Annotated in this window: 23 protein-coding genes and 2 tRNA genes; 6 read left to right on the top strand and 19 right to left on the bottom strand. The window is 63.4% G+C overall.

Annotation, left to right across the window (positions count from 1 at the left end):
- From pyrF to aroA, 8 genes are all read right to left on the bottom strand, one after another.
- A partial coding sequence (gene pyrF / locus AAF563_19400; protein MEM7123451.1) for an orotidine-5'-phosphate decarboxylase occupies positions 1 to 609 on the bottom strand: 609 nt, incomplete at its 3' end.
- 111 nt (positions 610 to 720) lie between these two features.
- Positions 721 to 1,680: an ornithine cyclodeaminase family protein gene (locus AAF563_19395; protein ID MEM7123450.1), complete on the bottom strand. Its 960-nt coding sequence runs from the start codon at positions 1,678 to 1,680 to the stop codon at positions 721 to 723.
- 12 nt (positions 1,681 to 1,692) lie between these two features.
- Entirely contained in the window at positions 1,693 to 2,064 is a 372-nt protein-coding gene (locus AAF563_19390) for a lipopolysaccharide assembly protein LapA domain-containing protein (protein ID MEM7123449.1), read from the bottom strand.
- Positions 2,065 to 2,071: 7 nt separating this feature from the next.
- Entirely contained in the window at positions 2,072 to 2,365 is a 294-nt protein-coding gene (locus AAF563_19385; protein MEM7123448.1) for an integration host factor subunit beta, read from the bottom strand.
- A gap of 77 nt (positions 2,366 to 2,442) precedes the next feature.
- Positions 2,443 to 3,357, bottom strand: coding sequence for a signal peptide peptidase SppA (gene sppA, locus AAF563_19380; GenBank protein ID MEM7123447.1), 915 nt, complete (start codon positions 3,355 to 3,357; stop codon positions 2,443 to 2,445).
- Positions 3,358 to 3,377: 20 nt separating this feature from the next.
- On the bottom strand, positions 3,378 to 5,258 hold the full coding sequence (rpsA, locus tag AAF563_19375) for a 30S ribosomal protein S1 (protein MEM7123446.1): 1,881 nt from the start codon (positions 5,256 to 5,258) through the stop codon (positions 3,378 to 3,380).
- Between the two features lie 148 nt (positions 5,259 to 5,406).
- Positions 5,407 to 6,045, bottom strand: a complete 639-nt coding sequence (gene cmk, locus AAF563_19370) for a (d)CMP kinase (protein ID MEM7123445.1) — start codon at positions 6,043 to 6,045, stop codon at positions 5,407 to 5,409.
- The gene (aroA, locus tag AAF563_19365; protein MEM7123444.1) at positions 6,042 to 7,394 is read right to left on the bottom strand and encodes a 3-phosphoshikimate 1-carboxyvinyltransferase; all 1,353 of its coding nucleotides are present in this window, start codon (positions 7,392 to 7,394) and stop codon (positions 6,042 to 6,044) included. The genes cmk and aroA overlap by 4 nt, the downstream gene beginning before the upstream one ends.
- Positions 7,395 to 7,530: 136 nt before the next feature.
- On the opposite strand from aroA, the gene AAF563_19360 reads away from it, so the two are divergent.
- Together AAF563_19360 and AAF563_19355 are read left to right on the top strand one after the other, a co-directional pair.
- Positions 7,531 to 7,896: a TIGR02300 family protein gene (locus AAF563_19360; protein MEM7123443.1), complete on the top strand. Its 366-nt coding sequence runs from the start codon at positions 7,531 to 7,533 to the stop codon at positions 7,894 to 7,896.
- A 96-nt stretch (positions 7,897 to 7,992) separates the two neighbouring features.
- A tRNA-Ala gene (locus tag AAF563_19355) sits at positions 7,993 to 8,068 on the top strand.
- Positions 8,069 to 8,180: 112 nt separating this feature from the next.
- On the opposite strand, the gene AAF563_19350 is transcribed toward AAF563_19355, so the two are convergent.
- From AAF563_19350 to AAF563_19340, 3 genes are read right to left on the bottom strand one after another with little or no spacing between them, the layout of a single operon-like run.
- Positions 8,181 to 9,362, bottom strand: a complete 1,182-nt coding sequence (locus AAF563_19350) for an FAD-dependent monooxygenase (protein MEM7123442.1) — start codon at positions 9,360 to 9,362, stop codon at positions 8,181 to 8,183.
- A 25-nt stretch (positions 9,363 to 9,387) separates the two neighbouring features.
- Positions 9,388 to 11,391 (bottom strand): TonB-dependent receptor, encoded by a 2,004-nt coding sequence (locus AAF563_19345; GenBank protein MEM7123441.1) that lies wholly within the window; start codon positions 11,389 to 11,391, stop codon positions 9,388 to 9,390.
- A gap of 28 nt (positions 11,392 to 11,419) precedes the next feature.
- Positions 11,420 to 12,679, bottom strand: coding sequence for an MFS transporter (locus tag AAF563_19340; protein ID MEM7123440.1), 1,260 nt, complete (start codon positions 12,677 to 12,679; stop codon positions 11,420 to 11,422).
- A gap of 148 nt (positions 12,680 to 12,827) precedes the next feature.
- Here AAF563_19340 and AAF563_19335 point away from each other — a divergent pair, with 148 nt between their 5' ends.
- On the top strand, positions 12,828 to 13,871 hold the full coding sequence (locus tag AAF563_19335) for a helix-turn-helix domain-containing protein (GenBank protein MEM7123439.1): 1,044 nt from the start codon (positions 12,828 to 12,830) through the stop codon (positions 13,869 to 13,871).
- A 7-nt stretch (positions 13,872 to 13,878) separates the two neighbouring features.
- Here the strand turns inward: AAF563_19335 and AAF563_19330 are convergent, their stop codons facing one another.
- The 6 genes from AAF563_19330 to AAF563_19305 all read right to left on the bottom strand — a co-directional run bounded on the left by AAF563_19330 (position 13,879) and on the right by AAF563_19305 (position 19,263).
- On the bottom strand, positions 13,879 to 14,337 hold the full coding sequence (locus tag AAF563_19330) for a hypothetical protein (protein MEM7123438.1): 459 nt from the start codon (positions 14,335 to 14,337) through the stop codon (positions 13,879 to 13,881).
- Positions 14,338 to 15,076: 739 nt separating this feature from the next.
- Positions 15,077 to 16,282: an amidohydrolase family protein gene (locus tag AAF563_19325; protein MEM7123437.1), complete on the bottom strand. Its 1,206-nt coding sequence runs from the start codon at positions 16,280 to 16,282 to the stop codon at positions 15,077 to 15,079.
- 402 nt (positions 16,283 to 16,684) lie between these two features.
- Complete coding sequence (locus AAF563_19320; protein ID MEM7123436.1) at positions 16,685 to 17,263, bottom strand: nuclear transport factor 2 family protein; 579 nt, start codon at positions 17,261 to 17,263, stop codon at positions 16,685 to 16,687.
- Between the two features lie 48 nt (positions 17,264 to 17,311).
- A tRNA-Arg gene (locus AAF563_19315) sits at positions 17,312 to 17,388 on the bottom strand.
- A gap of 80 nt (positions 17,389 to 17,468) precedes the next feature.
- A complete protein-coding gene (locus tag AAF563_19310; GenBank protein MEM7123435.1) occupies positions 17,469 to 17,975 on the bottom strand; it encodes a methylated-DNA--[protein]-cysteine S-methyltransferase in 507 nt (168 codons plus the stop codon).
- A 31-nt stretch (positions 17,976 to 18,006) separates the two neighbouring features.
- Complete coding sequence (locus AAF563_19305) at positions 18,007 to 19,263, bottom strand: MFS transporter (GenBank protein MEM7123434.1); 1,257 nt, start codon at positions 19,261 to 19,263, stop codon at positions 18,007 to 18,009.
- Between the two features lie 138 nt (positions 19,264 to 19,401).
- Here AAF563_19305 and AAF563_19300 point away from each other — a divergent pair, with 138 nt between their 5' ends.
- On the top strand, positions 19,402 to 20,274 hold the full coding sequence (locus AAF563_19300; GenBank protein MEM7123433.1) for a LysR substrate-binding domain-containing protein: 873 nt from the start codon (positions 19,402 to 19,404) through the stop codon (positions 20,272 to 20,274).
- Positions 20,275 to 20,277: 3 nt separating this feature from the next.
- Here AAF563_19300 and AAF563_19295 read toward each other — a convergent pair whose 3' ends face one another.
- Positions 20,278 to 21,228, bottom strand: coding sequence for an ABC transporter ATP-binding protein (locus AAF563_19295; GenBank protein MEM7123432.1), 951 nt, complete (start codon positions 21,226 to 21,228; stop codon positions 20,278 to 20,280).
- Positions 21,229 to 21,337: 109 nt separating this feature from the next.
- On the opposite strand from AAF563_19295, the gene AAF563_19290 reads away from it, so the two are divergent.
- Positions 21,338 to 21,532, top strand: coding sequence for a zinc-finger domain-containing protein (locus AAF563_19290; GenBank protein ID MEM7123431.1), 195 nt, complete (start codon positions 21,338 to 21,340; stop codon positions 21,530 to 21,532).
- 21 nt (positions 21,533 to 21,553) lie between these two features.
- On the top strand, positions 21,554 to 22,189 hold the full coding sequence (locus AAF563_19285) for a MarC family protein (GenBank protein MEM7123430.1): 636 nt from the start codon (positions 21,554 to 21,556) through the stop codon (positions 22,187 to 22,189).
- A gap of 7 nt (positions 22,190 to 22,196) precedes the next feature.
- On the opposite strand, the gene AAF563_19280 is transcribed toward AAF563_19285, so the two are convergent.
- Positions 22,197 to 24,038, bottom strand: coding sequence for a potassium transporter Kup (locus AAF563_19280; protein MEM7123429.1), 1,842 nt, complete (start codon positions 24,036 to 24,038; stop codon positions 22,197 to 22,199).
- Positions 24,039 to 24,128 lie beyond the last annotated feature (90 nt).

The following is a 24,128-nucleotide window of genomic DNA, read 5'->3' as shown; positions in this document are numbered from 1 at the left end:
CGTGATGATCCGCTTCTGATCATGGGCCGTCGACCAGGCCGGGCGAATGCCCGGCACCACGAGCAGGAAATCGTCACCGCAGCGCCGACGCAGCTCGCGGATCTCATGAGCCGAACACACGACGCCGTCGACACCGCATTCCTGAGCCAGATCGGCCAGTTTCAACACCTGGTCGGCAACCGGGCTTTGCACCCCGATCGTGGCCAGGTCGCTGTCGTCGAAGCTGGTCAGGACGGTCACGGCGATCACCTTGGGGCGGCGCCCACCATGCTGCTCGCCTGACCTGACGGCCGCCGCCATGGCGCCGCGCATCATGGCCGAGCCGCCACTTGCATGGATCGTGGTCATGAATGGCAGGATATCGGCCATGCCCCGGACGGCACCGGCGACCGTGTTCGGGATGTCATGAAGCTTGAGATCGAGAAACAACGGGTGCCGGTCCGCGACGACCTGGCGGACACCTTCGGGTCCGTGCGAACTGAAGAACTCCAGCCCCAGCTTCACGCCGCCGACCTTGCCGGAAAGGCTCTTCGACAACGCAATTGCCAGGTCCAGATCGGTCGTGTCGATCGCGCACAGCAGGCGAGACACGGCGTTGGGCTGCGCCATGACATCTTCCCCCATATCCACATACCATCGGCGCTTCTCAGCGGGCGCCTGTCTTGGCCGGTCTTATAGCAGATTGGCGGGGCCGACGGCAGCCCCATCGCGAAGGCTGGGCTATCCGGCGTTCCGGCTGAACCGCTCAACCAACAGTCGCGCGACGCCCAGATCCAGGTGACCGCCGCCGCCGTTCTTGAACAATGTGATCTCATCGGCACTTTCGCGCCCTGAAACCGTACCCCGACTGAGCTCGAACAGGTCGCCGACAATGTCCTCTTCGGTCATGACGCCGCTGTCGACAGGCGTCTTGATGTCGCCGACCTTGCCCACGGTGAACCAGCGGGAATCCACATAGACTTTCGCCCGCCGTATGCACTCGTCGTCGGATTCCCGCATCTCAGGCTGGTAGCCGCCGACCAGGTCCAGATGGGCGCCGTGCTTGAGCCACGCGCCCTCGATCAACGGCTGCTGGGCCATGGTGGCGCACGAGATGACGTCGGCCTCGCGCACCGCCGCCTCCAGATCCGCGGTCGCGCGGACAGTGATGCCGTCAAGGCTGAGCGTATCCGCGACGTTCTCCGCACGCGGACCCGTCCGGTTCCACACCCAGACCTCGCGGATCGACGGCCTGATCGCCGTATGAGCCATGATCAAATGGGGCGCCATGGCGCCGGCGCCGGCCATCAGCATGACCCGGGCGTCCTCGCGCGCCAGGAAACTGGCGCCGGTCGCCGAATCGCCCGCGGTCTTGCGCAAAGTGAGCGCCGTGCCGTCGATGATGGCGCTCGGTTCACCCGTGGCACCATCGAACAGCGCGTAGACGCCTTGAACGGTCGGTAGGCCGGTATCGGTCCGCTCGTTCTCCGGAAACACGCTCACCAGCTTGACGCCGATTGCCTGACCGCGCTGCCAGGCCGGCAGCAACAGGAAGCCGTCGGTGCCGGCGGCGTGGTTTGGCTGGGTCATGTAGACGTCGCGGATGTCGTCGATGTCCTGGCGGTGGAAGGCCTTCAGGCCCTCGACGACGCTGGGATAGTCGAGCAGATCGTGCACCGCATCAGCGGCGATGTGTTTCATGGAACCGCGGTATCAGGCGGCGGGCAATTGGTCGACGGGTGCGCTCTTCTGGCCGGAAGACGGCGCGGGCAGCGCCGGCCCATCGGCTTTCTTCAAGCGCTCCTCGGCATCCTTGAGCGACGTTTCAAGCTCGTTGACCCGCCGGCGGCGTTCGCGGGCGCGACGCCTGGTACCGTGGCCGGCCATCCAACCCAGCAGGCCGCCGACCCCAACGCCAATCACGAAGATGGCGAAGACGAGCAGAAACAGCGGGATCGACATTTCGAACGGCAGCGGCGAAAAAGAGACGAGGACGCCATCCCGGTTCGAAATGGAAAAGACGATAAGAATCAACCCGATAGGGAGTGCGATCAGCCAGTAGAGAAGTTTCGATGCCGGCTGCACGGCGACCTCAGGCGTCCGACGACGCCTTGTTCAGGCGCTCCCGCAACTCCTTGCCCGTCTTGAAGAACGGCAGGAACTTCTCAGCGACACTGACGGTCTCGCCGGTGCGCGGATTGCGGCCGATGCGGGCATTGCGCTTGCGCACGGAAAATGAGCCAAAACCGCGCAATTCGACCCTATCACCGCGCGACAGGGCGCCCGAGATCTCATCGAAAACGGTATTCACGATACGCTCGACATCGCGCTGATATAGATGCGGATAGCGTTCCGACAAGCGCGCGATCAGTTCTGATTTGGTCATCCGGCACCCTAGTCTCTGACCCAACCCTGCGAGAGACGCTGGGACCGGTTACCTAAAAAACCGCCGCAATCGCCTCGTCAGTGCAGGTCAGGTTGCCAGACGGCAACCAGACCGTCAAGTGTAAGTGGTTCTGGCAACAGGCTTTTTCCAGTTTCCTTGAACATGGCGACGAGCCAGCTCTCGTCTTCGCCATAGGTCACGTCGACGACCGGGAGGTTGCCGTTAACACCGTGTTCGTCGCTGAGCCAGGCAAGCGCGTCCGGCTCGCCGCCGATCGCGTCGATCAAACCGTTGTCGACCGCCTGACGGCCGGTGAAGACCCGGCCATCGGCGAGGACCGAGAGCGCCTCGGCATCAAGATTAGGCCGTCCCGTCTGCACCATGCCAACAAAGATCGTCTGCATTTCATCGACGATGACCTGGGACCAGGCCCTGGCCGCCGGCAGTGTCTCCTCAAACGGCGACGGTTGGCCCTTCAGCGGATCGCTCTTGATCGCCTCGGGCTCGATCCCGATGCTTTCCAGCAGGCCAACCACGTTGGCCGACTGCATGATGACACCGATCGAGCCGGTCAATGTGCCTTCGCGCGCGACGATATGATCGCCGGCGACGGCGACCATGTAGCCAGCGCTGGTCGCAAGACCTTCCATGACCGCGACCACCGGCTTCTGTTCGGCCACTTCAGCGATTGCGTGATAGAGCGCCTCGCCGCCGACAAATGTGCCGCCGGGGCTGTCGATACGGATGACCAATGCCTTGACCGCACCGTCGGTCGCGAGGTCGCGAACCGCGTTATCGCGATCGACGTCATTGGCGATCACGCCGGTCACCGACAGCCGCGCGATACGGTCGCCAGCCTCGTCGTTAACCAGTTTTTCGGCGAAGACCAGGTAAACCGCCACGGCAACGGCAATCACGAACAGCGCCTGCCAGAAGCGGACGCGGCGTTTAAGCCGCTGGCGCGAGATCAGGCGTTGTGTGTCCATCACCATGGCGGTGCTACCTCGTTGGCTCAGGCGTCCTTCTTGGCCTCGTCGTCACCCTCCGCGGCTTCTTCGGCGGCGGGTTCCGCATCGGCCTCGGCGGCGTCACCATCGGTCGCCGCTTCCGCTTCGGCTTCAGGCTCGGCGTCGCTGGCTTCCGGCTCCGGCTCGGACGGGGTCTCGGGCTCGCCGGCACCCGACGCTTCCTTGGCCGACAACGCCGCGCCAAGAATATCGCCCAGTGTGGCACCGCTGTCGGCGGAGCCATACTCCTTCATCGCCTTCTTCTCCTCGTCGATCTCAAGGCCCTTGATGGTCAGGCCCAGCTTGCGCGTCGCCTTATCGACCGAGGTGATCTTGGCATCGACCCGGTCGCCGGCAGCAAAGCGGTCGGGCCGCTGTTCGCTGCGCTCGCGCGACAGATCGCCCTTGCGGATGAAGCCCTGAACGGCGTCGTTGACCAGAACCTCGATGCCGTTCTCCATGATCCGCGTCACCTTACAGGTGACGATCGAACCACGCTTCAGGCCGCTCATGGCCTCCGACATCGGGTCGGAGCCGAGCTGCTTGATGCCCAGGCTGATGCGCTCCTTTTCGGTGTCGATGTCGAGCACCTTGGCGCGCACCTGGTCGCCCTTCTTGAAGTCCTGGATGGCTTCCTCGCCCGACTTCTCCCAGGAGATGTCGGACATGTGGACCATGCCGTCCAGATCGTCGCCCAGATCGACGAACAGGCCGAACTCGGTGATGTTCTTGACCTCGCCCTCGACCTCGCTCTCGACCGGATGGCTCTCGGCAAAGTGCTCCCACGGGTTCTCCATGGTCTGCTTGATGCCCAGGCTGATGCGCCGCTTGTCCTCGTCGACGTCCAGGATCTCGACTTCGACTTCCTGACTGGTCGAGATAATCTTGCCCGGATGGACGTTCTTCTTCGTCCAGCTCATCTCCGACACGTGAACCAGGCCCTCGATCCCGGGCTCCAGCTCCACGAAGGCGCCGTAGTCGGTGATGTTGGTGACCCGGCCCGTGTAGCGCGCGCCGACCGGATACTTGGCGGCGACACCTTCCCACGGATCGGCCTCAAGCTGCTTCATGCCCAGGCTGATGCGCTGAGTCTCAGGATTGAAGCGGATGACCTGGACCTTGACGGTCTGGCCGATGCTGAGCGCCTCGGTCGGATGGTTGATGCGCCGCCACGAGATGTCGGTGACGTGCAGCAGGCCGTCAACACCGCCCAGATCGACGAAGGCACCGTAGTCGGTGATGTTCTTGACCACGCCTTCCAGCACCTGGCCTTCGGTCAGGCCGGCGATCAGCTCGGCACGCTGGCCGGCACGCTGATCTTCCAGGACCGAGCGCCGCGAGACGACGATGTTGCCGCGCCGGCGGTCCATCTTCAGAATCCTGAACTCGTGCTCGTCGCCCATCAGGGGCGCGATATCGCGCACCGGGCGGATATCGACCTGGCTGCCCGGCAGGAACGCCAGGGCGCCGCCCAGGTCGACGGTGAAACCGCCCTTGACCCGGCTGACAATATAGCCTTTGACGCGGTCGCTTTCGTTGAAGGCGATTTCCAGCTGGTTCCACGATTCTTCGCGGCGTGCTTTCTCGCGCGACAGAACGGCTTCACCGTTACGGTTTTCCATCCGCTCGATGAAAACCTCGACCTCGTCGCCCACATTGATATCCGGCTTGCCGCCGGGCGGCGTGAACTCGCGCAAGGGAATGCGGCCCTCGGCCTTCAATCCCACATCGATCAGGGCGGCGTCGTTCGTGATGTCGACCACCTTACCCCTGACCACCGAGCCTTCCATGATATCGACCCGGTCGAGGAACTCGTTGAACAGCTCCTCAAAATTCTCTTCGGTTGCGGGCACGTCAGCGCCCTCAACGACGTCGGTATTCGCCATGATGTCTCCTGTTGATTCTGGAAGCCCTCGGGCTTCCCGGCGTCGGCTTTGGATTTCACCCATTCGGGCGAGGCCGACACCTCACCGGCCTTTTGCGGCCGGGGCTGTCACCAGCTCGTGATTGCGGCGCTTATATATAGATGAGCGGCTACGGGTTCAACTGTTGATCGACAAGGGTTAACGCGGCCTCCAGCGCCTGATCGGCGTCCATTTGGGAGGTATCGAGCAGGATCGCATCCTCGGCCTGGCGCAAAGGCGCCGTCGCCCGCTCCGTGTCCTGGCGGTCGCGAGCGGCGAGATCGGCGGCCACCTGGTCGCGGTCGACGCTCGCATCGCGCTGCTTGAGCTCAAGATAGCGCCGTTCGACGCGGGACAGCTGGTCGGCGGTCACAAAGAACTTCACCGTCGCGTCCGAGCAGACGACGGTGCCGATATCGCGCCCGTCGATGACGGCCCCGGGTAGCTCGGCGGCAAAAACGCGCTGAAACGCCAGCAGCGCCTGGCGGACATCGGGATAGGCCGCGACTTGAGAAGCCGCCTTGCCGACTACCTCCTGGCGGAGGTTATCGCGGTCGAGATCGCCGGCATCGAGATCGCGCGCGCACGCCGCCGCAGCAGCGGCATCGCCGGGATCGCCGCCCGCCGCCAAGAGCCTCGCAGCCGTCGCGCGGTAGAGCATGCCGCTATCCAGGTGCCTGAGGCCCAAGCGTTCGGCAAGGCCGCGCGCCAACGTCCCCTTGCCGGCAGCCGTCGGGCCGTCAATCGCGATGACGAGCGGCGCCGTCACTGTTCGAACCGCGCGCCCAACCCGGTCATTAGGTCCAGAAAGTCGGGGAAGCTGGTCGCGATCGGTGCCGGGTCGTCGATGGTTACCGGCCGCTCGGCGGCAAGCCCCAGGATCAGGAAACTCATGGCGATGCGATGGTCCAGATGGGTCGCGATCGGCTTGTTGTTGCCGCCGGGCACCCGGCCGGCGCAGCCATCGATGATCAACCCGTCCTCAAGTTCCTCGACGACGACACCGGCGGCCTTCAATCCGGTCGCCATGGTGGCCAGACGGTCGCTTTCCTTGATCCGCAGCTCCTCAAGACCGCGCATGACGGTTCGGCCCCGCGCGGCTGACGCGGCAACCGCCAGGATCGGGTATTCGTCGATCATGGTCGGCGCGCGTTCGGCAGGCACCTCGACGCCGGCAAGGTCGCCGCCCTTGATCCGAACATCGGCGACCGGTTCGCCGCCTTCCTCGCGCTGATTCTCCAAGATCAGATCGGCGCCCATTTCCTGGAGTGTCACGATCAGCCCCTTACGCAGCTGATTGACGCCGACACCGGTAACCGTCACCTCAGCGCCGGGCAAGAGCGCCGCGGCCACCAGCGGAAACGCCGCCGAAGAGGGATCGCCCGGCACCGCGATAGCTGTCGGCGTCAGCTCCGGCTGCCCGGTGACCGTAATGACAAAGGCCCCGTCGTCACGCGGCTCGACACGCACATCGCCGCCGAACGCGCGGATCATGCGCTCGGTATGGTCGCGGCTCGCGGCGGTTTCGATCACGCGGGTCTCGCCAGGCGCGTGCAGGCCCGCCAACAGGACCGCCGATTTGATCTGCGCGGACGCAACCGGCGTCTCGTAGGTGATGGGCATCAGGAAGTCGCTGCCCTTTACCGTCATGGGCAGGCGATCACCTTCGCGGCCCTCGAAGGTCGCGCCCATGGCCTCAAGCGGTCGGGCGATGCGCCCCATCGGTCGCTTGCGCAGCGAAGCGTCACCGGTGAAGACCGACGCAAACGGATGACCGGCGGCGAGCCCCATCAGCAGGCGCACGCCGGTGCCGGAGTTGCCGAGGTCGATGACGTCATCGGGCTGCTTGAGCCCACCCACGCCGCGCCCCCAGATGCGCCAGACACCACCATCGTCGCGGCCGATCTCGGCGCCAAAGGCGCGCATAGCCTCGGCGGTGGCCAGCACGTCCTCACCTTCCAGCAGACCCCTCACCACGGTCTCGCCGACCGCGAGGCCGCCCAGCATCAGTGCGCGGTGTGAAATCGACTTGTCACCGGGCACGGCGACGACGCCCGAGAGGCCGTCTGCGGGGTGCGCCGCGATGGCTGTATTCGGCGGTGGCGATGGCTGGTTCATGGCGGCCTTCTAGCACGGGCCGCCTTGATCGTGTAATCGCTTCATCGCTGGCGCGATTTTGATTTTGACAGGCGTCCCGCAAATGGATATTGGGCCGCTCCAATCTTTCGATATGGCAGGTTCGGGAGGTACCGCAGTGGCGAAACCTGAATGGGGAACCAAACGTGTGTGCCAGAGTTGTGGCGCAAAGTTCTACGACATGTTGCGCGACCCGATCGTCTGCCCGAAATGCGAGACCGTGTTCGAGCCGGAGGTCAAACAGCGCAAGACCCGGGCACCCAAGGCAGCAGCGGCGGTCGCCGCCGCCGCGCCGGAAGCGGCCAAGAAGGAGGAGGCGACCGGGGACGTCGAGGGTCTGGAGATCGAGGCGGTCGACGACATCGAGGATGATGACGACGACAACGATGCCAATCTGCTGGGCGACGACGACGATGACGACGATAACCTCGACGATGTCGGCATTGGCGGCGGCAACGCCAGCGAGGAAGAAGACGACACCTGAGAACAAAGGTGTGACAGTTGTACCTTGAACCCGCGCCAATGCGGGCCTAGTTTCCAGCAGCCGCGCCCCACCGCGGCGATGTAACCATCAGAATACGGGGCCGTAGCTCAGTTGGGAGAGCGCTTGAATGGCATTCAAGAGGTCAGGGGTTCGACTCCCCTCGGCTCCACCATTCCTCCGATAAGCAACATCTGACCAAAAGCCGCGGGGCGTTGGATAGGTCGACCACACCCTGTCCGGCGGCCTGACCCTGGAGCGGATTAACCTGCGTTGGCGGCGTCGCGTCACTCTCGACCGATATCCGGCAAGGTGCCGACCGCCTCGATCTCCGACATCAGCGTTTTGTTGAAGTAACGTCCCAGCCATGACGTCGGTATGTTCTTGAGCACCGTGTTGCGCGCCACATAGCCCAGGCGGGACGCTGGAATGAACCACGAGGCCATGCGGCGGCTCCTCTCCTGCAACCGGTTCACCGCCGGTCTCAGCTGCGCGTCGTGCTTCGCAACGGCCCCGTGGACATCGTGCTGAGCGAGCTTCGAGGCCAGGATCACGGCCGAAGCCAGGGCCAGTCCGGCGCCCTGGCCCGAGACGAGGGTCAGACAGTGGGCGGCATCGCCCAGCAGCAGGACTCTGCCCTTTGACCAGGCCGGCATGTCGACCAGCGACATGTCATCGACGATGGGCACGGCATCAACGCGGGCGGTTTCGATCATCTGCAGGACGTCGGGGTGGTTCAGCTTGGCAACGTCGGTCAGGAGATCCCAGCGTTCATTCTCCGGGACGGCGCCGGTCACATGGCTACGCCATACCTGGACCGCCGCCAATCGGCCTTGTGCCAAGGTGTAGTATTCGGCGAGCTGGCCGGGTGTCGAATAGGATAGGAAATCGAACCCGAGGCCCAGGCTGTCAGGGAGGTCGTAGGCGGCGAACCGATAGCCAAGCGGCCGCAAAAAGGCGTCATCGTCACCAAAATGGCGCCGCCTGAGCGTCGAGCGGAACCCATCCGCCCCGATCATCAGGTCGGCGGTCAAGGTCTCGCCCGACGACAGCGACACCCGGACGGCCCCGCCGGTGTCGTCGACATCGGCGACCGTGGTCGCCAGACGCAGATCTACAACCGGTTTGACGAGACCTTCCAAGGTCGCGATCAGATCGGTCCGATGAAGCACCAGGAACGGCACATGGGCAAGAAAGTCGCGGTACCTGAGCCGCATGATTTCCCTGCCCCGCCGATCGAAGTAGACATTTTCGTCGATATCGCGCGCCACGGCCTCGAGCTGCGGCAGGATGCCCATGTCGCGGGCGGCCATGTAGCCGACCCCGGAAAGACCGACGAAATAGCCGCCCTGGCGTAGGTTGTCGGCCTTTTCCACCACGACCGATCGCCAGCCGACACGATGCAGGCAATAGGCGGCCGCCAGACCGGCCACGCCCGCGCCGCAGATGACCGCAAGGGGTCGTTCCATGGCTGGTGTGTCGACCCGCTGACGATCAGAAGCTGAGTGTGAGGCGCGCGCCGTAGTTGCGGCCCTCGCCGAGCTGGAAGAGATTGCCGAGGAACGGGCCGCCGTTAAATCCGTATACCGCGTAGGTCTTGTCGGTGATGTTGTCGATATAGGCGCTTGCCGAGACGTTCTCGTTGAACGTCCAGGTGATGCCGGCATCAAGCAGCGTGTAGCCGCCCTGACCGATCGTGTTGGTCTCGTCGAAATAGATCTCGCCGACATAGGTGATGCCGCCATGAACGGCGAGGTCGCCGTTCCGGGGCGCGATATCGAGGTCGTAGACGACGTTCAGGTTCGCCGTCACCGGCGGCGCGTAGGGCACGGTGTTGCCGGTAAGGTCGACACCGGGCGTTGTCGGATTGGCGTACTCGGTGAACTCGGTGTTGTTGAAAGCGAGGTTGCCGGTCACCGCAAGCTGATCAGTCGGATAGGCGGTCAGCATGAAGTCAATGCCCCGCCCCTCGACCTCGCCGACATTCTGCAGATACTGATTCGGCTGCAACCCGACGAAGAGCTGGTAGTCCTTGGTGATGTTGTAGTAGGCGGCGGCGGAGAACTCGAGAAGACCGTCCAGCGCCATGAGTTTCGTGCCGACCTCGAAGTTGTGGGTGTACTGCGGGTCATAGGAAAAGGCGATGTTCGCGGGCGAGACGTTGCGCGTGAATCCGCCGGCCTTGAAGCCGGTCGAATAGAGGCCGTAGACGCGCCAATCGTCCTCCAGGGCATATCCCAACGCGAACTTCGGTGAGACGGCGCTCCAACTGTCGCTGTTCGACAAGGTCACCGCGCCGACGGCCGTGGCGTCGGCCCGCTCGTAGTCGAAGCGCAGGCCGGGCGTTACATCCAGACGATCGGTCGCATGCCAGGTCGCCTCACCGAAGACGGCGTAGGTGTCGATCGTTTGCTGCGATGTCTGGAAGGCGGCGGGTACGTTGCGCTCGAAGTCCAAGCGCTGGGCATAAAGACCGACGACGTAGTCAATTGCGCGCTCGTCGTCCGGTACCGTCGCCAGACGCACTTCTTCGCTGAGCGTCCATTGGGTCTCCGGCGTGTAGGAACCGAAGATCGTGCGATCGAGGTCGCGGTCCTGATAGCCGGTAAAGGAGGTCAGCTCGGCAAAACCGAGATCGTAAGACACGGTCGCGCTGTAGCTGTTGGTGTCGAGCGTGTACTGCGAGCTAACGGGAAGAGCGATTCTGCGCTCGATATTGAAGGCTTGCACATACTGCTCCTCGTCGGAGCTGACGTCGTCGTGCGCGGCGGTCACCATGATATCCCAGGGGCTGTCATAGGGCGCATAGCGCAGACGCGCGCGTCCGTTCCAGATGTTGCTGTCGCCGATGGCCTTGTTCGTGACCGCCTGCCGGTATTCGCCCTGTTCCTTCATGCCGGCCAGCGCGAAATCCGCGAACAGCATTTCGTCGACGAGCGGAATGTTGACCAGAAGCGCGCCGTCGTGTTGCAGGTTGCCGTAGGAGCCCGTGGCATCGGCGCTCAGCACGTTGTCGGGTTTCCTGGTGACGATGTTGAACACGCCACCGACCGCGCCGCGGCCATACAACGTACCCTGCGGGCCATAGAGCAGTTCGACCTGCTCAAGCGCTTGCGGCAGCAACTGGCCGAACAGGGTCTGATCCTGAGGCAGGCCGTCGATGTAGATCTGCGTCGTCGGATTATAGAAGTCGACGGAGGACTGACCGCGGATCGTGACGTTGGTGTAGGCCCGGCTTGAACGCTGCCGGATATTGACGTCCGCGAAGACGCGGTCGAGCTGGTCGACCATGAGGAAGTCGCGACTGTAGAGCTCCTCTGGTTCGACGACCGCGATCATGCCATCGACCTCGAACGGGTCTTCGTCGCGCTTGGTCCCGACAACCGTGATCGGGTTCAGGATGATCACCGTATCCTCGTCCTCCGCGAACACCTCCTGGTGCGACAAGCCGAGGGCCACGACGGGCAGCAGAGCAAAAGGAAGCAGACGACGTGTCATGGTCTTGATCTCCGGGTTACCGAAAACGCTATGTTGATTGGGCGGTTTCGAGGTCTGCCTTCGCCAAGCGCGGGATAAGCGCGCTCAGGCAAAGGGCCGCCGCGGCGCCACAGGTCAGCAGCACGGCGCTGGCGGCAAAGTTCGTGGCATGGCCGAACGCTTCGCTCACCAGACCCGCGACAGCGGCAAGCGCGATGGCGACGACGGCATCGGCGCTTTGCAAAAGCGCGAAATCGGTGCCGGTCTGCGTACGCCGGCACCAACCCATCATCACCGTGTAGAGAGAGACGAAGGCGAACGAGGTGACGGCCGACAGGGCGAGGATCAACACGACGAGAAACTCGCGGTCCCCATAGCCGCCAAGCGCGACAGCTGCGAGCGAGCCATAGAGGACGGCCTGACCCAGGGCGGCGGAAACAAGAGCGGCGCGCGGTCCGATCCAGCGCAGGACGAGGCAGCCGAGAACCGCCGCAGCGAAACCGATGATCGCGCCGCCGGTTCCCTTCAGCCAGCCGATCTCCGTCAGGCTCATGCCGGAATCCACTAGAAAGGGACCCAACAGCGCGATCCCCAGACGCAGGCCCGCTTGATAGACGACCAGAAACAGCAAACCCCTGCGCAGGGTCGGGTTTTTTAGGCCCGACCAGACGCTGGGACGCTGGCCCATTTCAACGTCCGACGATGTTTGATCGAACGGGCGCGCCAGCAAAGCCGGGACGGTACAGACGATCAGGCACCCCGCCATGGCCAGCATCGCCCACATCCAGCCCACCGCCGCATAGATCGGCAGCCACAGGCCGATACCGATCAGGAAGCCCAGATAGGCGCCGCCGACACCCGCACCGCTGACCAGGCTGCGTCGGTTCTCGGCCGTCGCCTCGACGGCCAGGGCATCGGTCGCAATATCCTGGGTCGAGGCCAGCAACGCCACGATCAGCAATGCCGCCAAGAGTGCGTAGAGATGCGGATCAGGCGGCAGAAAACCGACAACGATCAGACTGATGATCAGGCCGGACTGGCACAGCAGCAGCCAAAACCGACGTCGGCCGAGTTGCATCACCGAGAAACGGTCGACCGCCGGCGCCCACAGGAACTTGAGCGCCCAGGGCAGGTAGAGGAAATAGAGGAATCCCAGCTTGTCGAGCGCCATACCGGCGTCGCGAAGCGCCGTGGGCAGCGCCGTCTGCACCAGAGAACCGGTCATGCCCTGCGCGGCATAGAGCCCGCTGAAGAGCGGGATCGCGAGCCATGTCCATTGGCCTGGCGCCCGCAGCGATCGATGAGCCAACACGTCCCCCCAGACTGTGCGAGCTCTTGATGGCGGTTCGGAAAACACCCGGCTACCGCGATCCGGGTCACCGGCAACGCGATCGGGTCCTTTTTGTTGGCGGTTCCGAAGTGGTGCGATTTGGCCTACTAATGTCGCGGATTGGTTGATGGAAACGATGAAACCGCACGACACGATCACCTACGAAGAACGCGTGCTGTCCCAGTCAGAGGCAAGCGAGTCGACGGAAAAAGAGCAGATCGACCGCATGCAGAACTTTGGCGGCGTGTTGCGTCGTTATGCCGCCCGACCGGATCTGGTCATTTCCGTGTTCGACTTGGAGATCTCCGCCGGCGCAATCAGCGAGGTACAGAGCGGTCCCTGCCTGGTCGCCGTGGTCATGCTTGACGGCAATGGCGAAAGCCGGTTCGCACGGATCAAGGGCGAAACCGATGTGCTGATGCCCTACGAGTCGGGCATGACCTATGTCTTCTTCAGTCCAGACCCCGTCCATGGCGTGTATCGGACCGCCGTCGATGGTCGAATGCGCGGTGCAGAGGTGCGCGTTGGTCTGGATTGTCTGGATCGGATCGGCGGCCTTGATCTCTTTCAAAGCGTTTTACAGACACCACATTCGCTAACCATATCCGCCAGTCGGACGTCTTGGATCGGCGGGTTCCCGACGTCGGCGCCGCTTCGCGAAGCCGCCCTTCATCTCTTGGACGTCAGTGTCGACGGCAGTGACGACCTTCTGGTCGAAGCGCGCGGCCTGGACATCTTGAACACGGTCATGGTCGCGGTGTCGGAGCCGCTGTTCTGTCAGGGCACCAAATCGATCCGCAACGCCCAGCGCCTGGAAGAAGCCAAGGCGGTGATGCTGTCGGATCTGTCGCGGCCGTGGAAGGTGCGCGACGTGGCCCGCGAGGTCGGTTTGTCGGAGAAGCGCCTGAAGGTTGATTTCCGCGCCAAGTTCGGCGAGCCCGTCTATGGCTTCCTGCAGCGTTCGCGGCTGGAGCATGCGAAGCACATGCTGGAAACCGGCGCCGATAGCGTCACCGAGGTATCGATGGCGATCGGTTACGCCAATCCCAGTCACTTTGCCAAGCTGTTCCGACGGCAATATGGCGTGAAGCCGTCCGATCTTCTGGTCGATCCGGCTGCCCAGTCAGGCATCGCACTGGGGCCATCACCCATGCAGGGCACAGGCCGTTAAACTGCCGCTAGCTGCGGCAAGACGGCGCGCCATCCAGGTAAGCTAGGGCGTCGTCGATGCCGTCGAGGTCCAGGTCGACCTCCAGGATCTTGGAATAGGTCAGGATCTCAACCTTCACCCGCTCGCTTGAGGCGAGGTTGGTCAGCAAGGTCCCGGCTAGGCTCACCGTCGCGTTCTCCTGCTCGGCCTGCGAGGCAAGATGGAGTTTGGACGCGGCGCCGGAATCGATCTGGTATTGATAACCCCGTGGCGTTTCGGGAACGGCGATCTGGAGCTGATCGTCATAGAGCCTGATAGCGGCATAGCGTTGGTGAACGGCAAGACACTGTGTCTGGGACGACGTCGACGCGTGATTGCGTACGACCGTCCAGTTGCCGAAAGTCGCGACTTCCGACCACCCATCGGCTCCAGCGCCAGGCGCGGCGGCCAGAGCGATCACCATGGCGGCGAAACAAGCAGTCGCCATCGGCGGCAAACGACATCGCGCAGAGCGTCTGATGCCCGCTCGTAAATCCGCGCCCTTGGACCTGACCATGCGGAAACCCGATCGATGTCACACCACAAACGTCGCAAGATCTCGCGCGACATCTGCTTCCGCATCCTTAATAACCCAACCAATCGATAGAATGAATACAACTGCTACGAAAAAGCAGTTCAGCACCCACCTATGGATACATATCCAATAGTGTTAACGGCATAGTGTTTGCGCACCCACAACATGATGCGCGGCCAAATCAGTGCGCCACTACATCTTTGGTATTTGTGCTGCGTGTTGCGTGAACCCTGCGTTACGTGAATTCCACTTGGTGCCGTCATGGGGCGTCCTGGGAGCGGTCAGCGCAGGAGGTGACGTATCACATCCGTGACGGACGTCACGCGGTCCAAACCGGCGCGATCGCGCTCGGACGCGCTGACTGTCGTTGGGCCGCCGACTCCGACGCGTCCCGAGACGGGCATCGCCGCGCGGGGTTTGTCGGCTGTTTGGCGCGTAAACGTGCGATCCATGACTTCTTCCTCCGAAACTGGTCATTCCAGGCAACCTGCCCGGCTGGAGGAAACTTGGGGTCGCCTTGTTTCAGGCCTGTTGTCGCCGCGTGGAGCTGCCGGTTTCAGTTCGGTAACAAGCCCAACGCGCGACAATCTCGCTAGCGCATTCTCCGTTCAAACGCCATCACCAGCCCGCTCCCGCAAAAGCCGAAGAGGCGTTAGCGATCGAAGCGCACCACATCGCCGCCCTTCATGACCATGCGCACGTCGCGGGTGACGTTGACGTCGGCGAGCGGATCGTCGGCAAAGCCGATGATGTCGGCATACTTGCCCGCGTCGATGGATCCCAGGTCGGCCTCGCGGCGTAACATCGTCGCCGCCCCTAGCGTCGCCGAGTGGATCGCCTCATGCGGCGTGAACCCCGCGCCCTCGACCATCCGCACCAGTTCCTGGGCATTGTCGCCATGGTGGTTGCCGGGCGTTCCCGCATCGGTGCCCATGGCGACCGGAACGCCGAGGCGCTTGGCGAGGTCCATGTTCTTCAGGTGGATGTCGTCAAACGCGATATAGCGTTCCTTGATGTGGGGTGTCAGGCTCGCGGCGACCGCGTTGTCGGCCATCATGGCCGAGGTGACGCATGTGGTCGGCACCAGATAGGTGCCCTTCTCGGCCATCACACCGTAGACGTTTTCGTCGCCGAAGCTGCCGTGTTCCACGCTGCGGCACCCGGCCAGCGCCGCGTTTTTGATGCCGGCCGCCGCGTGAGCATGGGCGGCGCAGTGTTTGTAGTTTTCCTCGGCAATGGCGACGGCGGCCTGGAGTTCCTCTAGCGTGAACTGGATCGCGCGCGCGTCCTCGTATTCCGACGACGTCAACGCACCGGTCGCCATGACCTTGATCAAATCGGCGCCGTGGGCGAGCTGCTTCCTGGCCGCCGCACGCACCTGTTCGGGCCCGTCGGCGGTCTCGTACATGCCGGGATAGTAGGATGTTGTCGCCGTCGTGATGGACAGCAGGCGACCCGCGCAGAACAATCGCGGACCTTTGATCTTGCCGCTGTTGATCAGGTTTCTGACCGCGATCTCGTGATAGTCCCAACCGCCAACATCGCGCGCCGTCGTGACGCCGGCCATCAACGTCCGCTTGGCTGCCTCCGCGGCGTAGATGGCAATCTCGCCCGGCAGCCGGCCGCGCCACGGGTTATCGGGATCGGCCGCTTCGGTGGGCATGCAAAGATGAACGTGACAGTCGATCAGACCGGGCAGCAGATAGGCCCCATCGACATCGATGACCATATCATCGCCGGCCGGTTTTGCGCCGTCGGCGATCGACGCGATCCGCCCGGCCTCGATCCGGATGTCGCCGCGCCGGTAAGCGCCGGCCGCAACGTCGTAGATCGATCCGCCGCGCAACCATTGTGCCATGTGCTCGCCCTTCCTAAAGCAAAGCTCACCCGCAGTGTGGACCGCTACTTCGTCCGGCGTCCAGCGGCGGCATCGCCTTGGAATTCGCTCTCAGTGTTCGCGAGCAGATAACGGCGCGGCGGAGTAACGAGACGATACTCTACGTGGGGGTTCAAAAACCTCATCACTACCCACGACCATCGCCCGCAAGGCGGCGGAAATGGCGATACCGACCCCAGGTTCGATTGGCGCATCGTCGGATGACGTTTAGGCATGCGCGCATGTGACCTGCGGCCCCTAAAGCATGCGTCAAATCGGGAAGTCTCGCTGGACGCAACCGATGTCCGCAATGCAGGCGCTACCAGGCGTCTAGCGATCGACGCTCGACCCGGACGATAAACCGCAGGGACATGACGGCGAGCTTTAGCTGTCTGGTTTGTATGCCGGGTTATAGATCGAATACACGCGCGCATAGGTGAACTTGTTGTTCGGACTGACGTCATAGAAGGCACACATCATCAGGCGAAACTTGGTGCCGGCTTTGTAGGGAACGCCATTCCATTCGAGATCTTCCTTGCACAAGAAATCGATCGGCGCTTCGGAGGCAACCGTCGTGTCGTCTTCAAGGAAATGCGTGTGATCAAGGATGGTCTCCAGCATTTTCCCACCAACACCGCGCCAAAAGGCAAGCACTTGTTCGCGCCCGACGTTCTTGCGGGCCTGCGGCACGTACTCGAATGTCGCATCGGGTTCGTAGTACGTGTCAAAAAAATCCTCCAGCGTCATCCCGTCGACGAACGTCGAGTTGAAATCGCGGATGTACTGCTGGTATCGCGCTTCGGTGAACATTTTGGGTCCCCTTTGATGGCGTGGGCTGCGCGGGCGATGTCTGACGAGCTCGAGCGGCAATCGTATCAGGCGCGCTGTGACGATTGGAACTGTTGCCCACGGCGACGATCTCGGCACGTTCCACGGCCGGTTGCCACCCGCTTCGTCCACCAAGCGGCCAACAATCCATCCAGGCAGGGCATCATGCAATGGCGAAAAAGCTGGCGGACCCGGCGAGATTCGAACTCACGACCTCTGCCTTCGGAGGGCAGCGCTCTATCCAGCTGAGCTACGGGTCCGGTGCGGCGGACCTTATGTCAGGCCCTCCTATGAAACAAGATGGGGCGAAACAAGACGGCGGCGATAGAAGACGGGCGCCCTAGTCCGCGCGCGGCAAGGCGCCTTCGTGCTCCAGAAGCCACTTCTTGCGGTCCAGGCCACCGCCATAGCCGGTCAAGGTGCCGTCGGTGCCGATCACCCGGTGGCAGGGGACGACGACGGAGACCGGGTTCTGACCGTTCGCCGCACCGGCGGCGCGCACTGCCTTGGGCCGTCCGGCGCGCTTGGCAAGCTCGCGGTAGCTAATGGTCTCGCCCGCCGGGATCTTTCTGAGTTCAGCCCAGACACGCTCCTGAAACGCCGTGCCGCGCGGCCTGGCGGGCAGCGTCTCGATGGCGTCGAGGTCGCCAGCCATATAGGCGCGTACCGCATCAGACAGGCCGTTCGGGTTGGTCTCACGTGCAATCGGCTGATCGCCGAAGTGGCGCTTCATGAAGGCGGCAAAGCGCGGCCCGTCGTCGAAGTCCATGAGACGCAACGCACCATCTTCGGCGACCAACACGACATCGCCGATCGGCGTTTTGATACGGTCTTGCACGAGGCTCATGTGACGACTGTGCGCTCCGACGCGCGCCGGGTCAATCGGTCGGTGCCGGGCGCTCCTTGACCAGAAGATGCAGGAAGGCCGAGAGCGCGCCGAGGCCGATCGATGCGTACCAGATGACGTCATAGTTGGCGTACATGTCGAACCAAAGGCCGCCCAGCCACACGCCAGCGAAACCGCCAAGCTGATGGCTCAGGAAGACGAAGCCGAACAGGGTGCCCATGGTGCGCGGACCAAACATCGTCAGCACGAGGGCGCTGGTCAGCGGCACCGTCGAGAGCCACAGGATGCCCATGGCGAACGCGAAGATCATGACGGAGACCGGCGTGATGGGTTGCGACAGGAAGACCAGGATCGCGACGGTTCTAAGCGCGTAGATCGCCGAGAGCACATAGGGTTTGGGGAGAATCGTACCGAGCTGTGTCGCTAGCAACGTGCCGATGATGTTGGCAAAGCCGACCAAGGAAAGCGCTTGCAGCCCGTAGGCCCGCAGTTCCTGCGGCGACATGCCGGTGCCGACGCAGAAGTGCTGAACGAAGTTCGGCAGGTGCGCGGTGATGAACGCCAGATGGAAACCACAGACGAAGAAGCCGGCGGTCAAGAAGAGGAAACCGGGATACCTGAAGGCATCGACCACCGCCTGGCGCAGCGAGACGGCACTACTGCGGTCGGCTGAACTCGGGATGGTCGAGGATTCACCCCCGGCGCGCATCATCGGGATGCATAGCGCCATGGGTACCAGCATGAGGGCGATAATGATCAACGTTAGGCGCCAGTCGAACCATGCCAGCAGCAAAGACGCGACGAGCGGCAGGACAACCTGTCCGACGGATCCAAGTGCTGAGGCGATGCCAAGATAAAGACCGCGTTTGTCGACCGGTGCCGCACGGCCAATCACCGCGAGCACGACGCCGAACGCGGTTCCCGATATGCCCATGCCGACCAGCAAGCCTGCGCCCAGGTGTTGGGCCAAAGGCGTCGTGCCGACGACGCAGACGGCGATGCCGGCGACATAACAGGCAAGGCCGATCCAAAGCGCACGGCGGTCGCCGAAACGGTCCGCGACCATGCCGAAAACGGGCTGCGCCAGGCCCCAGACCAGGTTCTGGATCGCGATCGACAGCGAGAAGATCTCAATCCGGCCGGCGAAGAGGTTATCGGAAAGCGGCACGACAATACCGCCGAACATCGAACGCACGCCGAATGACAGAGCCAGAATAATGCCGCCGGCGGCCACGATGGCGTAGATCGATCGATGATCGTGCCTGGATGCCGTCGCTACGTTCGCCATACCGCGCTTTCTCTCGCGTTGGTCCGACCGGGTGCTGGACCGGTCGGACGAGGTCCATACGGATTGACGGTAGAGATAGCAAGCTCTTAGAATCAAGAAAATCGAATATATCTGATAGTTGAGTTCACGAAATCGAATATGATGACGAGCTTTGATACGGAGTCACTTCGGGCCATCGTGACAGGCGCCGACCTCGGCAGTTTCGCACGCGCCGCCGTGCAGCTGGGCCGCTCGCAATCGGCCATCAGCATGCAGTTGAAGAAGCTGGAGCAGCAGACGGGCACGCAGCTCTTCGCCCGCCAAGGCCGGACCCTCGCGCCGACGGAAGCCGGCGAGGCCCTGATCGCTTATGCCCGTCAGATCATCGCCCTTAACGATGAAGCGGCTGCAGCGATGGGCGCGACGGTCAGCACGGCGATTGTTCGTCTGGGTCTGCCGCAGGACTTCTTCGACGATGTCATGCCGGCGGCACTCAAGGCCTTCGGGCACGACCATCCGAACGTGCAGGTCGACATCCGGGCTGGCGAAAACCACAAGCTGAACGAGGAGGTCAGGGCCGGCCGTCTGGACGGCGCCATCGCCTTCTTTGAAGAGGGCACCAGCAACGAAGGCGAGCTTCTGTGTGCCCTACCCATGCGCTGGCTTGCGCATGAGACCTACGACCGCACCAAAGCGGGGGAGAGCGTCGATCTCGTGATGTTCGATCATCCCTGCCTGTTCCGCAAAGCGGCGCTCTCGGTCTTGGACCGCTCCGCTCGGCGCCGGCGCATGGCGGTAACGACGCCCAGCCTGCTTTATGTCTGGTCGGCGCTACGATCAAATCTGGGGATCGGGGTGCGCACGGACCACGCGCTGCCGCGCGACATCGTCTGTCTGGACGCGGCATCCGGCCTCCCCTCACTGCCGTCCATCGAGTTGAGGCTTCTGCGCTCGGACAACGCGTCGTCCCGGTCGCGGGATCTGTGCGAGATCCTGCGTCGCGAAACCGTGCGGCTCGTGACGCCGCAGTAGCGGCTAGTCGGCAGCCGGCGCGCCCGGCGCGCTTGACGTCAGGTTGACGAAGATCTCTTCCAGATCGCTTTCGGTCGTCGACATGTCATCGATGGTAAGACCGGCGTGGCGCACCTGGGCCAGGATGTCCTCCATCCTGGTCTGGCTCGGGCGATAGCGCACGACAAGACGCCCGTTGGGTGTGACGCGGCTGTCCAACCGCTCCAGTTCCGCCGGAATGCCCGCCAGTGGCTCGGCGAGACGGATGGTCAGGACCTTGGCGTCCAGGCGCTGCTTCAGGCCTTCCGTCGTGTCGCGCACGATCAGTTCGCCGTGGTTGATGATCGCGATCTCGTCGCAGAACCGCTCGGCCTCCTCCAGATAGTGGGTCGTCAACAGGATGGTGACGCCCTCCTCGTTCAGCCCGCGGATATAGGCCCAGAAACTGCGGCGCAGCTCCACATCGACACCAGCGGTCGGTTCGTCGAGCACAATGACCGGCGGGCTGTGCACCATGGCCTTGGCGACCAGAAGCCGCCGGCGCATGCCGCCCGAGAGAGAGCGGGCATAGGTCTCGGCCTGTTCGGTCAGGCCGACCGCCTCCAGGATCTCATCGGTCTTGCGCAGGCGCTTCGGCACGCCATAGAGACCGGCTTGAAGCTCCAACGCCTCGCGCGGCGCAAAGAACGGGTCGATGTTGAGTTCCTGCGGCACGACGCCGATCGCGCGCTTGGCATCGCGCGGATGGGTGTCGATGTCGTGGCCCCAGATCGCCGCCTTGCCAGACGATTTCGTGACCAGCCCGGCCAGGATGTTGATCATGGTCGACTTGCCGGCGCCGTTGGGGCCCAAAAGCCCGAAGAACGCGCCGCGCGGCACCTTGAGGTCGACCCCCTTCAACGCCTGCTTGGCGCCCGGCCCCCGGCCATAGGTCTTTTTCAGCGCTTGAATGTCGATGGCGGCGTCATTGCTCATGGCGGCGCGCTCTTAGCATGGCCCGTGGCCAAGCGAAACCGGCGCGATAGCAGCCGTTGCGCTGATCGCGGCCATGAGTATCATCGCGGTTGATCAACAGGAGATACCCATGCCCGTGGAACCGCCGGAAGTTATTGAAACCGACTCGCCCAAGGTGATGTGCGACGGCGGCGGCGGCGCGCTGGGGCATCCCAGGGTGTTTTATGACCTCACCGCCCACGGCTGGATCGACTGCGGCTATTGCGACCGGCGGTTCATCTGGACCGGCTTCAACGCCAACCGGGACGGCGGCGCGGCGGCCTGACACGTCTTATAGGAATCGGCCATGACCCTTACCGGCCCGGTCCTGATTACCTTTGCGCTTGCCCTTGTCACGATCGCCAACCCGGTCGGCAACATGGCAATTTTCGCCTCCCTGACCAGCGACCGCGACGATACCGAAAAGAAACAGATCGCGCTGAAGGCGACGGTCGCGATTGTCGTCATTCTGGTGATTGTGACCTGGTCCGGCAGCTACATCCTGGGCCTTTTCGACATTTCCATAGCCGCGTTCCAGACCACCGGTGGGTTGATTATTCTGCTCCTCGGTCTCTCGATGCTGCACAGCAGAATGAGCGCCATGCATCAAACGCTGGAGGAGAAGAAGGCGGCGGTGGAAAAGGACGAGATCGCCGTCGTGCCCATCGCCATCCCGATCGTTGCCGGGCCGGGCGCCATGACGACCATTATCGTCCAGACCCATCAGACCGGCACCGTGGTGGACCGCCTGGTCGTCACCGTTGTCTGTGTGCTGGTTGCCCTTTTGCTGTTGCTTGCCTTCCGGTTTGCCGCACCGCTCAGCCATCGCCTGGGCATCGGCGGGGTCAACATCGTCACCCGCATCATGGGCATGATGCTGGCCGCCATCGCCGTCGGCATGCTCGCCGCCGGCCTCAAGAAACTCTTTCCGGGCCTGGCTTAACGTCGCTCTAAAGCTCGACCTGCAGGCCCAGTTCCATGACCCGGTCGGGCGGCAGCCGGAAATAGTCCGACGGGCGGACGGCGTTGCGGATCAGGAACGAGAAGAGCGCGCGGCGCCATTTGATCAGGCCACCGGGTTTGCTCGGCGCGACGATGCTGGTCCGCCCGACGTAGTAGACGATGTCATCGACATCGATGGTCAAACCAGCGCGTTCGCAAAGCCGCACGGCGACGGGAATGTCAGGGCTTTGCATGAAGCCGTATCGCACGGTGACATGTGAAGCCCCGTGGTTGAGCGGTTCGATCGCCAGCCGGTCGGCGGTGCCGATGCGCGGTTCACGCGTTGTCGTTACGGTCATGAAGACGATGTGCTCATGCAGCACCCGATTGCTGGCGATGTGATGCTGCCAGGTCCGCTCGGCGCTGCCTCTGTCGGGCGCCAGGAAGACGGCGGTGCCGGGCACGCGCGGCAGATCCTGGGCGACCGCCTGATCGAGCAGGTCGTTCCAGCCGATGCCATCGCTGCGAAACGAATCCAGGACCCGGGCGCGCCCGCGCCGCCACGTCGCCATCACGATAAACAGCACCACCGCGACGGCGATGGGATACCAGCCGCCCTCGGCGAACTTCAGCGTGTTGGCGCCAAAGAACGCGAGATCGATGACCAACGCGATGGTCGCAAGCACGATCACCAACAGGGGATGCCAGCCCCAGCGAATGGCGACCAGCGCACCCAGCAACGTCGTGAAGACCATGTCCAGCGAGACCGCCAAGCCATAGGCCGATGCCAGATGGCTGGAGGTCTGGAAGCCGAAGACCAGGCCTATGGTCGCGATCATCAGCATCCAGTTGACCGCCGGCATGTAGATCTGACCTTCCTCGCCGCCACCGGTATGAATGACGCGCATGCGCGGCAGGAAACCCAGTTGGATCGCCTGGCGCGTCAGCGAAAAGGTGCCGGTGATGATCGCCTGGGACGCGATCACCGTGGCGGCCGTCGCCAGGATGACCATCGGATAGAGCGCCCAGTCCGGCGCGAGATTATAGAAGGTGTGATGGTCCAGCTTCGGGTGGTCAAGCACGATGCCGGCCTGACCGAAATAGTTCAGCACCAGGCCCGGCAGCGCGACAAGGAACCAAGCGAGGCGAATCGGCCGGCGGCCGAAGTGCCCCATATCCGCATAGAGCGCCTCAGCACCCGTGACGGCCAGAAACACGGTGCCCAAGACGACGAAGCCGGCAAAGCCGTTATGCACGAAGAAGGCGACGGCGTAGCTGGGATCGACGGCCGCGAGCACCCCGGGATGGAGGATGATGCCGCGGATACCCAGGATGCCGAGAACCGCGAACCAGATCAGCATCACCGGGCCGAACGCCGACCCGATCCCGGCGGTCCCGCGACGCTGAACCAGAAACAGAGCGATCAGCACGACAACCGTGACCGGCACGACATAAGGGTCGAACAGCGGCGTCGCGATCTTCAGACCCTCGATCGCGCTCAAGACGCTGATCGCCGGGGTGATCGTGCCGTCGCCATAAAGCAGGGCCGCGCCGAACATGCCCAGCACGACCGCGACCGCCATGACCCTGGGATTCTTTTCGCGCGCGCCCAACAGCGCGATCAGTGCCATGACCCCGCCTTCGCCCCGGTTGTCGGCGCGCAGAACGAAGACCAGATACTTGATCGAGACGACCAGGATCAGCGACCAGAAGATCAGCGACACCACGCCCATGACGTTGCCGGCGGTCGGTTCGATGCCGCTGCCCTGGGCGAAGCTCTGCCGGAAGGCATAGAGCGGGCTGGTGCCGATATCGCCATAGACGATGCCCAGCGCGGCCAGGCCCATCATCGCCAGCGGCGTGCGGGTTTCCTGTGCGCCGGTCCCCTTGTCGGCTTGATCGCTCACGCCTGAATTGACCCCCTGCCCCTCGCATCGCGC

The sequence above is a fragment of the Pseudomonadota bacterium genome (genome assembly GCA_039028155.1).
Taxonomy (GTDB): Bacteria; Pseudomonadota; Alphaproteobacteria; order SP197; family SP197; genus JANQGO01.
The sequence above is the reverse complement of the archived record's forward strand: the minus strand, read 5'-3'. Positions and strand labels throughout refer to the sequence as shown.

What these genes read in the sequence shown, in the direction of transcription:
- AAF563_19395 (MEM7123450.1), bottom strand. Translation starts at nt 1,680, where the DNA reads ATGAAACACATCGCCGCTGATGCGGTGCACGATCTGCTCGACTATCCC.
- AAF563_19385 (MEM7123448.1), bottom strand. Translation starts at nt 2,365, where the DNA reads ATGACCAAATCAGAACTGATCGCGCGCTTGTCGGAACGCTATCCGCAT.
- sppA (MEM7123447.1), bottom strand. Translation starts at nt 3,357, where the DNA reads ATGGTGATGGACACACAACGCCTGATCTCGCGCCAGCGGCTTAAACGC.
- rpsA (MEM7123446.1), bottom strand. Translation starts at nt 5,258, where the DNA reads ATGGCGAATACCGACGTCGTTGAGGGCGCTGACGTGCCCGCAACCGAA.
- aroA (MEM7123444.1), bottom strand. Translation starts at nt 7,394, where the DNA reads ATGAACCAGCCATCGCCACCGCCGAATACAGCCATCGCGGCGCACCCC.
- AAF563_19350 (MEM7123442.1), bottom strand. Translation starts at nt 9,362, where the DNA reads ATGGAACGACCCCTTGCGGTCATCTGCGGCGCGGGCGTGGCCGGTCTG.
- AAF563_19345 (MEM7123441.1), bottom strand. Translation starts at nt 11,391, where the DNA reads ATGACACGTCGTCTGCTTCCTTTTGCTCTGCTGCCCGTCGTGGCCCTC.
- AAF563_19335 (MEM7123439.1), top strand. Translation starts at nt 12,828, where the DNA reads ATGGAAACGATGAAACCGCACGACACGATCACCTACGAAGAACGCGTG.
- AAF563_19330 (MEM7123438.1), bottom strand. Translation starts at nt 14,337, where the DNA reads ATGGCGACTGCTTGTTTCGCCGCCATGGTGATCGCTCTGGCCGCCGCG.
- AAF563_19325 (MEM7123437.1), bottom strand. Translation starts at nt 16,282, where the DNA reads ATGGCACAATGGTTGCGCGGCGGATCGATCTACGACGTTGCGGCCGGC.
- AAF563_19310 (MEM7123435.1), bottom strand. Translation starts at nt 17,975, where the DNA reads ATGAGCCTCGTGCAAGACCGTATCAAAACGCCGATCGGCGATGTCGTG.
- AAF563_19305 (MEM7123434.1), bottom strand. Translation starts at nt 19,263, where the DNA reads ATGGCGAACGTAGCGACGGCATCCAGGCACGATCATCGATCGATCTAC.
- AAF563_19300 (MEM7123433.1), top strand. Translation starts at nt 19,402, where the DNA reads ATGATGACGAGCTTTGATACGGAGTCACTTCGGGCCATCGTGACAGGC.
- AAF563_19295 (MEM7123432.1), bottom strand. Translation starts at nt 21,228, where the DNA reads ATGAGCAATGACGCCGCCATCGACATTCAAGCGCTGAAAAAGACCTAT.
- AAF563_19290 (MEM7123431.1), top strand. Translation starts at nt 21,338, where the DNA reads ATGCCCGTGGAACCGCCGGAAGTTATTGAAACCGACTCGCCCAAGGTG.
- AAF563_19285 (MEM7123430.1), top strand. Translation starts at nt 21,554, where the DNA reads ATGACCCTTACCGGCCCGGTCCTGATTACCTTTGCGCTTGCCCTTGTC.
- AAF563_19280 (MEM7123429.1), bottom strand. Translation starts at nt 24,038, where the DNA reads ATGATGGGCCTGGCCGCGCTGGGCATCGTCTATGGCGATATCGGCACC.